Origin of the sequence: Nocardia vulneris, from assembly GCF_001613425.1 — a bacterium.
Lineage (GTDB): Bacteria > Actinomycetota > Actinomycetes > Mycobacteriales > Mycobacteriaceae > Nocardia > Nocardia vulneris.
The window spans coordinates 234951-249078 of the sequence record NZ_BDCI01000002.1; the positions used below are offsets into that span (position 1 = coordinate 234951).

13 protein-coding genes and 1 pseudogene are annotated in these 14128 nt (G+C 69.0%); 8 read left to right on the top strand and 6 right to left on the bottom strand.

The features are described from left to right. Window positions 1–2 precede the first annotated feature (2 nt). Together NVU01S_RS02940 and NVU01S_RS02945 are read right to left on the bottom strand one after the other, a co-directional pair. Entirely contained in the window at window positions 3–1205 is a 1203-nt protein-coding gene (locus tag NVU01S_RS02940; protein WP_043667604.1) for a 4-hydroxybenzoate 3-monooxygenase, read from the bottom strand. Then, entirely contained in the window at window positions 1202–2434 is a 1233-nt protein-coding gene (locus NVU01S_RS02945; RefSeq protein ID WP_043667605.1) for an MFS transporter, read from the bottom strand. The genes NVU01S_RS02940 and NVU01S_RS02945 overlap by 4 nt, the downstream gene beginning before the upstream one ends. A gap of 102 nt (window positions 2435–2536) precedes the next feature. On the opposite strand from NVU01S_RS02945, the gene NVU01S_RS02950 reads away from it, so the two are divergent. After that, window positions 2537–3439 (top strand): LysR family transcriptional regulator, encoded by a 903-nt coding sequence (locus NVU01S_RS02950; protein ID WP_043667607.1) that lies wholly within the window; start codon window positions 2537–2539, stop codon window positions 3437–3439. A gap of 11 nt (window positions 3440–3450) precedes the next feature. Here the strand turns inward: NVU01S_RS02950 and NVU01S_RS02955 are convergent. Together NVU01S_RS02955 and NVU01S_RS02960 are read right to left on the bottom strand one after the other, a co-directional pair. Beyond that, window positions 3451–5774, bottom strand: a pseudogene (locus NVU01S_RS02955) (glycoside hydrolase family 65 protein). Beyond that, window positions 5771–6541, bottom strand: a complete 771-nt coding sequence (locus NVU01S_RS02960) for an HAD family hydrolase (protein WP_043667728.1) — start codon at window positions 6539–6541, stop codon at window positions 5771–5773. The pseudogene NVU01S_RS02955 and the gene NVU01S_RS02960 overlap by 4 nt, the downstream one beginning before the upstream one ends. 108 nt (window positions 6542–6649) lie before the next feature. Here NVU01S_RS02960 and NVU01S_RS02965 point away from each other — a divergent pair, with 108 nt between their 5' ends. The 3 genes from NVU01S_RS02965 to NVU01S_RS02975 are packed head-to-tail and all read left to right on the top strand — an operon-like array spanning window position 6650 to window position 8196. Then, window positions 6650–7213, top strand: a complete 564-nt coding sequence (locus NVU01S_RS02965) for a nucleotidyltransferase family protein (RefSeq protein WP_043667609.1) — start codon at window positions 6650–6652, stop codon at window positions 7211–7213. Further along, window positions 7214–7483, top strand: a complete 270-nt coding sequence (locus tag NVU01S_RS45395; RefSeq protein ID WP_043667612.1) for a BON domain-containing protein — start codon at window positions 7214–7216, stop codon at window positions 7481–7483. It abuts the gene before it with no gap. A 5-nt stretch (window positions 7484–7488) separates the two neighbouring features. Continuing rightward, the gene (locus NVU01S_RS02975) at window positions 7489–8196 is read left to right on the top strand and encodes a metallophosphoesterase family protein (protein ID WP_043667616.1); all 708 of its coding nucleotides are present in this window, start codon (window positions 7489–7491) and stop codon (window positions 8194–8196) included. 9 nt (window positions 8197–8205) lie between these two features. On the opposite strand, the gene NVU01S_RS02980 is transcribed toward NVU01S_RS02975, so the two are convergent. Together NVU01S_RS02980 and NVU01S_RS02985 are read right to left on the bottom strand one after the other, a co-directional pair. After that, window positions 8206–8832: a DsbA family protein gene (locus tag NVU01S_RS02980; RefSeq protein WP_043667618.1), complete on the bottom strand. Its 627-nt coding sequence runs from the start codon at window positions 8830–8832 to the stop codon at window positions 8206–8208. A gap of 115 nt (window positions 8833–8947) precedes the next feature. After that, the gene (locus tag NVU01S_RS02985; RefSeq protein WP_052280398.1) at window positions 8948–10027 is read right to left on the bottom strand and encodes an AraC family transcriptional regulator; all 1080 of its coding nucleotides are present in this window, start codon (window positions 10025–10027) and stop codon (window positions 8948–8950) included. A 212-nt stretch (window positions 10028–10239) separates the two neighbouring features. Here NVU01S_RS02985 and NVU01S_RS02990 point away from each other — a divergent pair, with 212 nt between their 5' ends. From NVU01S_RS02990 to NVU01S_RS03005, 4 genes are all read left to right on the top strand, one after another. Then, window positions 10240–11115 carry a hypothetical protein gene (locus tag NVU01S_RS02990; RefSeq protein WP_043667619.1) on the top strand — a complete coding sequence of 292 codons (876 nt, stop codon included), beginning with the start codon at window positions 10240–10242 and terminating at the stop codon, window positions 11113–11115. 67 nt (window positions 11116–11182) lie between these two features. Further along, entirely contained in the window at window positions 11183–11569 is a 387-nt protein-coding gene (locus NVU01S_RS02995; protein WP_063048045.1) for a hypothetical protein, read from the top strand. 101 nt (window positions 11570–11670) lie between these two features. After that, window positions 11671–12783, top strand: a complete 1113-nt coding sequence (locus tag NVU01S_RS03000; RefSeq protein WP_043667623.1) for a PLP-dependent cysteine synthase family protein — start codon at window positions 11671–11673, stop codon at window positions 12781–12783. Continuing rightward, complete coding sequence (locus NVU01S_RS03005) at window positions 12780–14057, top strand: MFS transporter (RefSeq protein ID WP_043667625.1); 1278 nt, start codon at window positions 12780–12782, stop codon at window positions 14055–14057. Before NVU01S_RS03000 ends, NVU01S_RS03005 begins: the two co-directional genes overlap by 4 nt. Window positions 14058–14128: the final 71 nt, after the last annotated feature.

The window sequence follows — 14128 nt, forward strand, 5'->3', positions numbered from 1 at the left end:
ACTCACTCCTTTCGTTGTCCGGTCGGTTTCCGGTGCTGCCAGCCGGTGTATGCGTCCGCGAAATATGCTGCGCCGTAACGTGATCCGGTGATCAGCGCGAGTTCGCCGCGCTGGCGCTCGATATCGAAGGGCGACGCGCCGTCGATGCTGTGCAGCATGGTGGTCGCCCAGTAGGAGAAGTGCTGGGCGCGCCACACCCGGCTCAGGGCGCGCTCGGTGTAGCGGTCGAGCACATCCGGGTCACGCCGGGCGTAGCACTCGGTGATCTCCTCCGCCAGCACCGCGACATCGGCGAGGGCGAGGTTCAGTCCTTTCGCGCCGGTGGGCGGCACCGTATGCGCGGCATCACCGGCCAGCAGCAGGTTCGCGTGGCGCATCGGCGCGGTGACGAACGAGCGGAACGGCAGCACCGTCTTGGCGACGATCGGGCCTTCCCGCAGGGCGAACCCGTTGCCGTCGACGCGGCGGCGTAGCTCGGACCAGATCCGATCCTCGTCCCATTCCCCGGGCCGCGTCCCGGGCGGGCACTGGAAATACATCCGCTGCAACGCCGCGGTGCGCCGGCTGATCAGCGCGAAGCCGAATTCCGAATGGGCGTAGATCAATTCGTCATGCGAGGGCGGCGCTTCGACGAGCACCCCGAACCAGGCGAAGGGATATTCACGGAACCACTCCTTGCGGGCGCCCGGCGGGAAAGCGGGCCGGCAGATCGAGCGCGAACCGTCCGCGCCGACGAGCAAATCCGCCTCGACGCGCACCGGGCTGCCGCACGATTCGGTGAACGTGACGGTCGGACGGGCGCCGGAGATGTCGACGGCAGTGCCGGTCACGCCGTAGCGCACGTCGCCGCCGTCGGCGCTGCGCCGCCGCGACAGGTCCAGGAACACCTCGGTTTGCGGATAGAGCCACACGGATTCACCGACCAACTCCTGGAAGTCGATGCGATGGTTCGTGCCGTCGAACCGCAGCACGACGCCGTCGTGCCGGTCACCCGCGGTGCGCACCCGGTCCGAGGCTCCCGAATCCACCAGCAGCCGAACCGAACCCGCCTCGAGGATCCCCGCCCGGATGGTGCTCGCGATGTCGTCGTACCCACGGTGGTCGACGACCACGCTGTCGATCCCGGCGCGGTACAGCAGATGCGAGAGCAGCAGACCGGCCGGGCCCGCACCGACGATCGCCACCTGTGTGCGGATATCCCTCACGCCGGTCGCACTTTTCGTTCGAGCTGCGGCTCGGGCTCGGCCGGGACGAGTCCGTCCACGGTGGTCCGCGGCACCGCGGCCATGGCGAGCAGGCCGAGGCCCGCGACCGCCGCGAAGAGATAGAAACCCCACGGGTTCGCCGAGCCGGCGACGATGAGCCAGCCGGTGATCGTCGGACCGGAAATCGCCCCCAACCTGCCCACTCCGGCAGCGAAACCCATTGCGGTCGCGCGGATCTCGGCGGGATAGGCCTGCGTGACGTACGCGTAGATGAGCACCTGCGCGGAGAAGACGAAGATGCCCGTGACGAGCACCAGCGTGTTGAGCAGCGCGGTGCTGGAGATCCGCACGCTGAGCACTGCCAAGAACAGCGACGCGGCGGCGAACCACACCAGCACCGTCGGTTTGATTCCGCGCCGGTCGGCGAGCGTCCCGGCGGCGAGCAGGCCGATGACCGCGCCGATGTTCAGCATCAGCAGCACGGTCAACGAGGTCGACATGTTGTATCCGGCGTCGCGCATCAGCTTGGGCAACCAGGTGTTCAAGCCGTACACGAGCAGCAGGCCCATGAACGACCCGACCCAAACCCCCAGCGTCGCAAGCACATACGGTGGACGCAGCAGCACGGTGGGTCGCGGCCGGTGCGGCGCCGCCTTGGCCGCCAGGTACGCCTGCGACTCCGGCAGCTTGGCCCACAGCACCGGCAGCAGCAGGACACCGGCCGCGCCTCCCGCGTAGAACAGCGGCTCCCAGTGCGGGATCACCCGCAGCGCGAGCAGCGCGGTCAGCACCGCGCCGGTGTGATAACCGGTCATGGTGATCGTGCTGGCGAACGCCCGCCGCGCCGGGGGCATGTGCTCGGCCATGAACGTCAAAGCGGTCGGCAGGCCGGCGCCCAGTCCGATGCCCGCGATCAACCGGAATGCGGCGAAGACACCCACCGAACCGGCCAGCGGTATCGCGGCGGTGCACAGCGAGAACACCGCGATCGAGCAGAGCAGCATTCTGCGCCTGCCATAGCGGTCGGCTATCGGACCGGAGGCCGTCGCGCCGATGGCGACGCCGACCAGGGAGATGGTGGCGGCGAACGTGGTACTCGCCGCGGTGAATCCGAGATGGCGCTGGTCGATGAGGGTGGGAATGACGGCGCCGAGCACGACGAGGTCGTAGCCCTCCAGCAGCACGGTCAGCCAGCAGAGCACCGCCGGCCAGGACAACAACTTCTTCATAGGGAGTTCGTTTCTGGTGTGCAGTTGTGAGTGCCATCACGCTACGATCGGCCTCATCAGAAATCCAATAGATGTTTTTCCCCACTTGCATAGAGGAGATCTATGGGCGCGGAGTTCGATCTCAACCTCGTCCGAACCTTCGTGCTGCTGTACGAAACCCGCAGCGTGACCGCGGCGGCCGACGTCCTGGGCGTCACCCAGCCCACGGTCAGCTACGGACTGGGCAAGCTGCGCCGGCGCCTCGGCGACGAGCTGTTCGTGCGCGGCCCCGGCGGTCTGGTCCCCAGCTCGGAGGCCGAGCGGCTCTATCCGCCGCTGCGCACCGCTATCGAGCAGATGGACGTAACCATCGGCGCGACAAAGGAATTCGATCTCTCCGGGCCGATCGGTTTCGCCATCGGGCTCACCGACCTCGGCGAGGTCAATTCGTTGCCGCGGGTGCTGGCGGAACTCACCGCCCGCGCGCCCGCCGCGAGCCTGCAGGTGCGCGCGTTCGATATCGACACCGCGACCGACGAACTCACGCGCGGCCGGGTGGACGCGATCGTGGCCACCCCGATCCTGGATTCGGCCCGGCTCAGCAGACTGCCGCTGTTCACCGAGGGCTACGCGGGCATGGTCGCGGCCGACCATCCACGGCTACAGAGCCAGGCGCCGACCGACGCCGAACTGCGCGCCGAACGGCATATCGTCGTGGACGGCGCCACCGGCCACCCCGCCCCCAGGCATGCCCTGCGCGCCCACGGCCTGGAGCGTCGAATCGCCGTCCGGGTAACCCGTTTCGCCACCCTGCCCTACGTCGTGCAGGACAGCGAGCTCGTCGCGATCGTCCCGCAGCGGGTGGCGCGCGCGCTCGCTCGGACCCACCCCGTGCGCACCTTCGCGCTCCCCTGGCAGATCGACCCTGCCGAAGTTGCCGCGTACACCCGTCGACCGCCCGGCCGCAGCCCCGCCCAGACCTGGTTCCTCGACGTCATCCGCGCCGCACTCCAGGATCTGCCGTAGCCGAGGGCAGGTCAGGCGCGGCGATACGGGGCGCGCCCCTGCGGCGGTTCGGCTTTGGACTCGCTCGGCGTATCCGGGATCGGCAGGAGCAGCGGTTGCTGCCGCACGGTGTGCGCATCGCCGTGATGGTAAAAGGTGCAGGGTTCGCCGGACAGCAGCCGGTAGGTGACGGTGTCCCGCGTGATCTCGACCGCCAAACGACTGCCACGCCACAGAATTCGGAAAGCGAGCCGATTCAGCTGCTCGGGTAGCCTTGGCGCGAAACGCAATTCGCCGTCGCACTCGCGCATACCGCCGAAACCGGCCACGCAGCAGCTCCATGCGCCCGCGAGGGAGGCGATGTGCAGTCCACTCGCCACGTTCTGGTGCAGATCGTGCAGGTCGGTGAGCGCGGACTCGACGAAGTAGTCGAAGGCCAGTGACACATTGCCGACCTCCGCCGCGAGGATGGATTGCGCGCAGGCCGAGAGGGAGGAATCCCGGACGGTGAGCGCCTCGTAGTAGTCGAAGTTCCGTACCTTCTGCTCCGGCGTGAAGGCAGCGTCAGGTCCGCCTGCTTGACCACCTGTTTGCGATTCAGGTCGAAGTACGGATAGTGCAGCAGCAGGGGGTAGCGGTCGGCCGGGGTCGCGGCGAAATCCCAGCGCAGGTAACGGGTGAACCCCTCCGACTGCTCGTGGACCCCGAGCTCGTCGTTGTACGGCATCGCCGGCTGCTCGGCGTCGGCACGCCACCGCTCGAGCTCGGCCGCCGACACCTCGAGACGCCGCGCGATGTCGGGGTGCCGCGCGCACGCCGCGGCGGCCCCGCGCAGATTCCGCTGCGCCATCAGGTTCGTATAGATGTTGTTGTCGGACAGCGCCGAATACTCGTCCGGGCCGGTGACGCCATCGATCCGGAAGGTTCCGCCCGAATCGCGGTGGCCGAGACCGGTCCACATGCGGGCGGTCTCCACCAGCAATTCCACCCCGCACTCCCGCTCGAAGCGCTCGTCGCCGGTGGCGGTGACGTACCGGATGGTGGCGTCCGCGATATCGGCGTTGACGTGCACCGCCGCGGTCCCGGTGGGCCAATAGCCGGAGCCCTCCTCGCCGTTGATCGAACGCCACGGGAACATCGCGCCGGGCTGCCCGAGTTCCCGCGCGCGCCGCCGCGCCAGATCGAGCGTGGTGTGCCGCCAGCGCAGCGCGTCCGCGGCGGCGGCGGGCACCGTATGGATGAGCAGGGGAAGCACGAAAGTCTCGGTGTCCCAGAACGAATGGCCGTCGTAGCCCGGCCCGGTCAGCCCCTTCGACGGTATCGCTCTGGTCTCGCCGCGCGCCCCCGCCTGCAGCACGTGGAACAGCGCGAAACGCACCGCCTGCTGCATCTCGGGATCACCGTCGATCTCGATATCCGCGCTCGACCAGAAGTCGTCCAGGTACGCGCGTTGGCGCTCGAGCAGTTCGTCCCATCCGGTCTCCATACCGGCGGCCAGCGCCGCTTCGACCTGCGCGCGCAACGCGGGGGTCGAGCGCTGCCCGGACCAGCCGTACGCGAGGTATTTCGTCAGGCACACCGTGTCGCCCCGGGCCACATCGACCGCAATCGTCAACCGGGCCAGGTCGGCTTCCGCGTGGATCGCGCAGCGTGGCGTGGCCGTCGCGGTCAGTTCGTGGTCCATCGCGGCCGCCATCCGCAATTCCGATCGGGCGGTGTGGTGAGCGAGCACCGCCTGGAAGTCCCGGGCCGCGGCGAAATCGGACACCAGCGGACGGTCCAGCCGAGCCGCGGCCCGCGGATCGCCGTGCTGCGCCGCCAGTGGCTCGTTGGCGAGCAGATCCGATTGGATCACCAGGTCCAGATCCTCGTCGAGCGGCTCGACCTCGTAGCGGATCGCCGCGAGCGCCCGCTCGGTGAACGAGACGAGGCGCTGCGAGCGGATCCGGACGGACCGGCCCGTCGGCGACGTCCACACCGTACTGCGTCGCAGTGTGCCGGAACGGAAGTCGAGCACGCGTTCGTGGGCCTCGGTGTGGCCGTAGCGCAGATCCATCGGCTCGTCGCCGACGAGCAGGCGGATGATCTTCCCGTCGGTGACGTTCACGACGGTCTGGCCCTGCTCCGGATAGCCGTAACCCAGTTCGGCATAAGGCAATCGGCGCTTCTCGTAGAAGCCGTTGAGATAGGTGCCCGGCTCGCCGACCGGCTCGCCCTCGTCGAAGCCGCCGCGTAGACCGATGTGCCCGTTGGCCAGCGCGAAGATCGATTCCGTGCGTTTCAGCGCGCCCAGATCCAGTCCGCACCACCGCAATTGCCATGGATCCACCTCGAAGCCACGACAATCCGCCGTCATCGCTGCTCCCGCAATTCCGACAGGTCGGCCACGACGACGTCCGCGCCCGCGGCGGTCAAATCCTGCCGATGCTTGCCGTCACCGACTCGATCGACACCGACGACGAATCCGAAACCACCCGCGTGACCGGCCGCCACCCCGGCCACCGCATCCTCGAAAACCGCTGCCGCGGCCGGCTGCACGTCCAGACGACGGGCGGCCGCCAGAAAGCCGTCCGGCGCGGGTTTGCCGTGCAGGCCGAGCCGGACCACATCGTTGCCGTCGACCCGGACATCGATACTGTCGGCCATCCCCGTAACCTGTAGCACCGCAGCGGCATTGGCCGAGGCCGTCACGACGGCCACCCGCAGCCCCGCGCCGCGGATCGCCGCCAGATAGTCGACCGAGCCGGGATAGACCTCGACACCGTCGCGCTCGATGAACGAAAGCAACAGACTGTTCTTCCGGTTGCCGAGCGCGTGCACGCTCTGCGTGCCCGGCTCGGCGTCCGGCTCGCCCTCCGGCAACGTGATGTCCCGGGACCGCAGAAACTCCCGCACCCCGTCGGCCCGCGGCCGGCCGTCGACGAAGCGCAGATAGTCGTCGGTGGCGAACGGCACGAAATCCGGCCCACAGCGCTGCCGGAGATAGTCGTCGAACACTTCCCGCCAGGCGCGTTGGTGCACCGCCGCGGTGTCGGTCAGGACCCCGTCGAGATCGAACAGCGCCGCCGAGATCACCTCCGGCACACCCAGGCGGCGGCCCCGGCCGTCCCTTTCAGAGGTCATGGCGGGGCGATACCCCGTTCCGCCGCCGGAAAACCCGACACCGCGCGGTAGCGGGCGAACCACATCGACCGACCGCATAGTCGACCGGCTACCGGGTATCGCCCCACCATGGTCGCCACGATCGATGAGCTGCTGCACGCACTGACCCGAGCCGTCAATGCGCTGGCCGCGGCGGAGGTCAAGTTCGCGGTGGCCGGCGGTTGCGCGGTCTACGCGCGCGGCGGTCCGGCCTCGCAACACGATGTCGACCTCTTCGTCAAACCGCAGGACTGCGACAAGGCGGTGCGCATCCTGGCCGAAGCCGGGCTGCGGGTGTGCGACCCGCCCGAGGACTGGCTGCGGAAGGTCTACGCGGGCGACGTCCTGATCGACGTGATCCACCGGCCGAACTACCGCGACGTCACCGACGACCTGCTCGACCGCGCGACGCCCATGCGCATCGGCCCGACCTCCGCGCCGGTGGTCAGCGGCACCGATCTGATGGTGGACAAACTGCTCGTCTTCGATGCGCACCGGCTCGATTTCGCCCCGCTCCTGCACATCGCGCGCGACCTGCGCGAGCAGATCGATTGGCCGGCGACCCGCGAGCAGACCGAAAACTCGCCCTACGCCCGGGCATTCCTCGGCCTGATCGACGATCTCGGCATCACCGACACCGGAAAGGTGGAATAGATGGAGCAGCCGCAATATTTGGTGGCGCACCTGCGCCGCGCCCTCGCCGAGGACCCGCGCACCGCGGAACTCGGTGTGCACGTGACGATCCGCGGCGACGTGGTGGCCCTCGACGGCGAGGTCGCCACCGAGGAACGCAAACGACAGCTGGAAACCGTAGTGCGCGAAGAGCTTCCGCAGGCCCGCATCCACAACGACGTTCGGGTCGCGCTACCGGGCGGACCCGGCGCCAGCGAGGCGCTGGGCTCCGTCGACACCGGAAGGAGTTGAGCCGCATGCGGATAGCCGCCGTCGGCGATGTACATCTCGGCGTCGACTCACACGGACTGTGGCGTCCGACGCTGCGCGAGTTGCCCGAGCACGCCGATATCCTTTTGCTCGCCGGCGATCTCACCCGCCACGGGACCGTCGAGGAGGCCAAGGTGGTCGCGACCGAATTCGCCGAACTCGGCGTACCCGTCGTCGCGGTGCTCGGCAACCACGACTATCACAGCGACGCCGAAGACGAGATCACCACGCTCCTGGTCGAGCACGGGATCACCGTGCTCGAGGGCAGCTCCGTCACGGTCGACGTGCACGGCCGGACCCTCGGCGTCGCGGGCACGAAAGGCTTCGGCGGCGGTTTCGCCGGAAAATGCGCGAGCATCTTCGGCGAGCGGCAGATGCGCGATTTCTCTTGTCACACAGTCGCACTGGCCAACTCGCTCGCCGCGGCCCTGGCCGAGCTCGACACCGATGTCACGGTCGCGCTCACCCACTACTCCCCCGTCAGCGACACCCTGCACGGGGAACCGCGGGAGATCTACCCGTTCCTCGGCTCGTACCTGCTCGGCGAAGCCATCGATGCGCATGCCGCCGACCTGGCCTTACACGGCCATGCCCACGCGGGCACCGAACGCGGGACCACCCCCGGCGGGATCCGCGTGCGCAATGTGGCCCAGCCGGTACTGCGGGCCGCCTACGCCATCTACGAGATCACCTGACGAGGCGGCTCAGCCCAGCTCGGATTCGTCGGTGCGGGCGCGCTTCAACTCGGCGAAGGCGGGGCAGGCCGCCAATACCGCTACGGCATCGAACAGTTCGACGGCACGCCGGCCCCGGGGCACGGCCGACAACACCGGCCCGAACACGGCCGCGCCATCGATTTCGATGATCGGCGTGCCCACCTCGGGTCCCACCGCGGCCATCGCCTGGCGGTGACTGCGGCGGACCGCGTCGTCGAATTCGGTGGTGTAGGCGGCCGCCAGGACGCTGCGCGGGGCGCCGATGGCGGTCAGCGATTCCTCGATGATCTGCTTGCGGTCGCGCATGCGCGCATGGTGGAAACGCGTCCCGAACTCGGTGTAGTAGCGGTCCACCAGGGTCGGGTCGTCGAGCGCCGCGAGGGCCGCCACCGCCCGCACCGGCGGCCACCCGTCGGCCAATCGCGCCCGGTACTTCTCCGGCAGATCGGGATTATCGGCATTGAGCACCGAAAGGCTCATCACCCGGAAGCGCCGGTCGAGCGGGCGGAGTTTCTCCACCTCCAGCACCCACCGGGACGCGATCCAGGCATAGGGACAGATCGGGTCGAAATAGAACTCCACCCGGGCAGGACTCGGCTCCGACTCGTGACTCAAGCGACCGCCTTCCGGATTTCCATGGCGGGCAGGATCTTTCGCATCTCTCGAACGTATGCCGCGGCGTCGATACGCGCAATCGGCCGCGGTGCCCGCGCAACCACGGGCGAGGGGTTCACGTCGGCTTGTCGATGATCGAGACGCCGCTGCGGCGCTCGAATCTCGCTCGTGCCGGTCCGCCGCGCCGGGCCTGCGCGGCCCGGCGGATCTGCAGCGGCGTCGCGCCGAACCAGCGACGCGTCGCGCGGGTGAGCGCCGATTGTTCGCCCAAGCCGATCAAGCCGGTGATCTCCGAGAGGGGCCGCTCGGTCTCGCACAGCAGCCGGTACGTGATGTCGCGGCGCGCCGCGTCGAGCACCGCGGTGAACGTGGTGCCTTCGGCGGCGAGCGCCCGCTGCAGCGTGCGCTCGTGCATGGACAGGACCCGCGACACCGCCGCCATATCGGGTTTGGCATGGGTGATCAATCCGTCGATCGCACAACGCACCCGGACGGCCGCCGTCTTGTCCCGTTCGGAGTACGTGTCGGCCAGGAAGTCCACGGCCACCGCGTACTTCGTGGCGTTGCCCGCCAGGGTCGGCCGGGTCAGCAGCTCCTCGGGCACCCGCAGCACGGTGGTGGTCGCGTCGAATCGCACTTCGGCACCGAAGAATTCGGCGTAGCGGGCCGCGGGCGCCAGCGGCGGATGCGGCAGGTGCACCGACCGCAGGCCGTAGTCGCCCCCGACGAACTGCCGCAAGGTGCGGTGGATCGTCCCGGCGGCCAGGTCGATGCTCTGGGCGAAGCCGTTCGCCTCGGCCGGATCCCGGTAGTTGATCGCGGTCGTGCCCGGCTGGCCCAGCGGATCCGCGACCAGCGCGAGCGAGACCCCGATGGAGTGGCTGAACAGGAAACGGGACGCGCACGCCACCGCCGCCCCGACCGTCGTGGCGTGCGCGATCGCGACAGCCAGCGGTCCGGAGGTCGTGTCGAGCTGCCGTCCCGCCAGCCGCAAGCCGAAATCCGGGCAGCCGAGTTCGGCCGCCGCGATCTCGAGCGCCCAGCCCACCGATTCGCTCGACACCATGGCGTCGTCGCTCTCGATCGCGGCGGCGCCGATATCGAAGCGTTCGAGCAGTGCCGCGCCGTCGCCACCCAGATCGTCGACGAGGGCCTGGTAGCCGCGCAATGCCGCGGCGCGCGTCCACACCACCATCGTCGCTCCCGTCGTCGCGCGCGAGCCGCCGCCCCGGCGCGAGTCAGCTCAATTGCTGGAGCGTAGCCGAGGATCCTTCGTTTGTTCCAGGTGAAATTTCCGCCAGCGCGCGGGGACCGGTCCGCTGGCCGACACAAAGCCCTGACTTCCCGCCGGGCGGTACCTACGCTCGCCCTCGAACAGCTCGGAATCGAAAGAGATTGGGGGAGCATATGTTCACCGGACGCACACTCTGGCCGTCGAATCAGCCGATCGCCGCGCCTGCCTTGACGGTGTTCGGCAACCGGCTGGTGCTGGTCTGGTCGACGCAGAGCGGCACCATGTATGCGGCGTCGGGAATGGAAGCCGACGGAGTCGTCAACGCGAAACCTCTGCCTGCGGATTTCAGTCTGCAACGCCCGGCCTTGGCGGCCCATGCGCAGACCGGCCTGCTGTATCTCGGCTATACCCGCACCGACGGCAACATGTGGCTCGCGTGGTCGCACAACGGCATCGACTATCACGATCGCCGGCAGTGGCTGGAACCGCCGATCGGCGGGCCCGCCATGCAGTCCGACAACGTCTCGATGTGGTTGACCTACACCGCACAGCGCGATCTGCGGGTCAACGCGGTGCAATCACAGAATCCACCGTTCAGCCATTACGGGCGCAGCCCCGAACCCGCCGAGCAGAGCGTGGACACCCCCGGACTGGTGATCCGGCCCGACAAAGGCGTACTGCTGGCGTGGACGGGCATGGACAGTGCGAACAATCTGAACGCACGCTATATCGGCGTCAATGTGCCGCCCGGTCGCACCACCTTCAGCGACCGGCTCATCGGCGGCCCGAACCTGTTCCCCCTCGGCGGCCGCTACGTGGCGGGCTACACCGGCAAGAACACCAACCTCTACTTCCTCTTCGGCGTCGACAACCTGAACGAGGGGCAGACCGAGCGGTGGAAGTTCGCCGATACCAGCCCCTGGCCGCCCGCGGTCGCGACCGTCAACGGCGTCACCTACGTCGCCTGGTTCGGCACCGACGGGCAGAACAAACTCAACTTCGCCGACCTCGGCTCCATGCCGACGATCTACCGCGGCGGCAGCGGCTAGACCGGCGACCGGCACTGGGGAGCCGCGGATCCCGACACGGGGCCGGATTCGGCTATGGTTGGCGCTTGTGACCGTGCGAGTCGAGGCACCACGCAGGCGAGGCATCGCCGTCGTGTTCGCGGCGTCCGCGCTGTTGCTCGCCCACGCGCTGTTCATGTGCGTGCTCGGGCTGCCGGGCGTCTCCGGTACCGCGCAGGCGCTGGTGGCGGCGGAGAAGACCCTCGGGACAACCCATCACACGGAAGCTCCCGCCGACGCGCACGACCAGGGCTGCCTCATGAGCATCCCGCAGCGCGCCGCCGAACCCACCGCCACGACCACCGCCGTCGACCTCGACCACGCTGACGCACAAGCGAATCCGAGCCGGCCGTGGCTCGCCGGTTGGGGGACGTGGCGGATCGCCGCCCCCGACGGACGCGGCATTCTGCGAAATCTCTGTATCGATCGCTGCTGACGGCTACCCCCGCCGCACGCCGATTTCCGGCGCGCCGGCCCGCGGGTTCGTCCGATACAGCACGGCATCCCGGATGCCGCTTCGACGCTAGGAGATCGCTCATGTGCAGTGCCGTTGTCGATCGTGTCGTCTTGTCCGCCAACCATCTTCACCCCCAGGAGCAGAGCCGCCGCCGACCGGCGACCCTCGTCGGGGACACCCCGGTGCTCTGGATCGGGGAACCGTTCGCCGGCTCGGGCCACGGATTCTGGGCCAAACTCGAAGCCCACAACCCCGGCGGGATGAAGGACCGCCCCGCCCTGCACATGGTCGAACGCGCGCTCGCGCGCGGTACGCTGCGGCCGGGCGCCGGGATCGTCGAATCGACCAGCGGCACCCTGGGTTTGGGGCTGGCGCTGGCGGGGATCGTGCATCGCCATCCGGTCACGCTGGTCACCGATCCCGGGATGGAGCCGATGCTGCGGCGCATGCTCGCCGCCTACGGCGCCACCGTAGACGTGGTCACCGAACCGAGCCCCGTCGGTGGCTGGCAGCAGGCCCGGCGCGATCGGGTCGCGCGACTGCTTGCCGCGCAACCTGGTTCGTGGTGCCCCGACCAATACAACAACCCCGACAACGTCGACGGCTACCAGTCGCTGGCCTTGGAACTGCTCGCCCAGCTCGGGCACATCGATGTCCTGGTGTGCTCGGTCGGCACCGGCGGCCATTCCGCCGGGGTCGCGCGGGTGCTGCGCCGCTTCCAACCGGACCTACGCCTGGTCGGCGTGGACACGATCGGGTCGACCATCTTCGGGCAACCCGCCGCGAGCAGGCTGATGCGCGGGCTCGGCTCGAGCATCCATCCGGCCAATGTCGACTATCCGGCCTTCAGCGAGGTGCACTGGGTCGCCCCGCACGAAGCGGTCTGGGCGGCACGAACATTGGCCTCGACGCACTATTGCAGCGGCGGCTGGAGCGTCGGCGCGGTGACGCTCGTCGCAGGCTGGCTGGCGCGCACCGAACCGGCCGGTACCCGGATCGCGGCGGTGTTCCCGGACGGGCCGCACCGCTACACCGACACCGTCTACAACGACGACTATTGCGCCGAGCACGGGCTTTTCGATCAGCCGGTGCCGACCGAGCCCGACCTGGTCGACGATCCGCACGCGCAGGTGGTGCGGCACTGGACGCGCTGCACCACCGTCGTCGCGCCGGCCGCGGCGCTCGCCCGATGAGCGGATGGTGGCGCCGCTGGGCCGCTTTCGACCGGCCGAGTCAGGTGCTGATGATCAACCAGTTCGGCATCAATCTGGGCTTCTACATGTTGATGCCCTACCTCGCCGCGCACCTGTCGAGCGGGCTCGGGCTGGCGGCGTGGACGGTCGGTCTCGTGCTCGGCGTGCGGAATTTCGCTCAGCAGGGCATGTTCCTGGTGGGCGGCACCCTCGCCGACAGGTTCGGCTACAAGCCACTCATCGTCGCCGGATGTGCTGTGCGCACCGCGAGTTTCGCACTACTGGCGCTGGCGGACACCTTGCCCGCCGTGTTGATCGCCGTGGCGGCGACCGGCTTCGCCGGTGCACTGTTCAATCCGGCCGTGCGCGCCTATCTCGCCGCGGACGCCGGGGCTGAACGGCGGGTGGCGGCCTTCGCGATGTTCAACATCTGCTATCAGGCGGGCATTCTCGCGGGGCCGCTGGTGGGGTTGGCGTTGACGGCGTGGGATTTTCGCGCCACCGCGGGGGTGGCCGCGATCGTGTTCGCCGGGCTCACCGCCGTTCAGCTGCGCTGGCTGCCCAGCCGTGATATCGATCGGGCGGGCGACGGTGCTTCTGTACTGGCCAATTGGCGTACGGTGCTGCGCAATCGACCGTTCCTGTTGTTCTCGATCGTCATGATCGGCTGTTACGTGCTGTCCTTCCAAGTGTATCTGGCGCTGCCGCTGCAAGCCGGAATCATCAGCGGTTCAGCGCAATCCGGTACCGGGCTGATCGCGGCGATCTTCGCGGTGAGCGGCGTGGTCGCCCTGGTCTGCCAGTTGCCGGTGACCAGCTGGCTCGCGCGGCGCGGCGGCTCCGGTCACGGGTTGGTGGTCGGCATGGCGATCATGGCCGCCGCTTTCCTACCACTGCTGTGCGCACCGAACACGGGGGCAGTCGGCGGCACACCGGTCGCCGTGGCCGCCCTGCTGCTCTGCGCCGCGCTCCTCGCCCTGGCGACCGCGGCCGTATTCCCTTGTGAGATGGATACTGTCGTCACGCTCGCGCGCGGCCGGATCGTGGCCACCCACTACGGCTTCTACAACACGATCGTCGGTACCGGCATCCTGCTCGGCAATCTCACCACCGGTGCCCTCTTCGACGCGTTCACCGACTCCGGCCGCCCGGCCCTCATCTGGGCCGTCCTCACGGTCATCGGCGCCGCCTGCGCACTGGCACTGTGGGTGCTGAACCGGTCCACGCCGCCGACCCGCGTCGAGGCCGGAACGGAGGTCGCCGCCAGCCGCTGACTCGGCGCACCCCTTCCGATGCCCCGCACCCGTTCCGGCGCGGCGCAGCGGGTGCGGGAACTCGGCAGGGG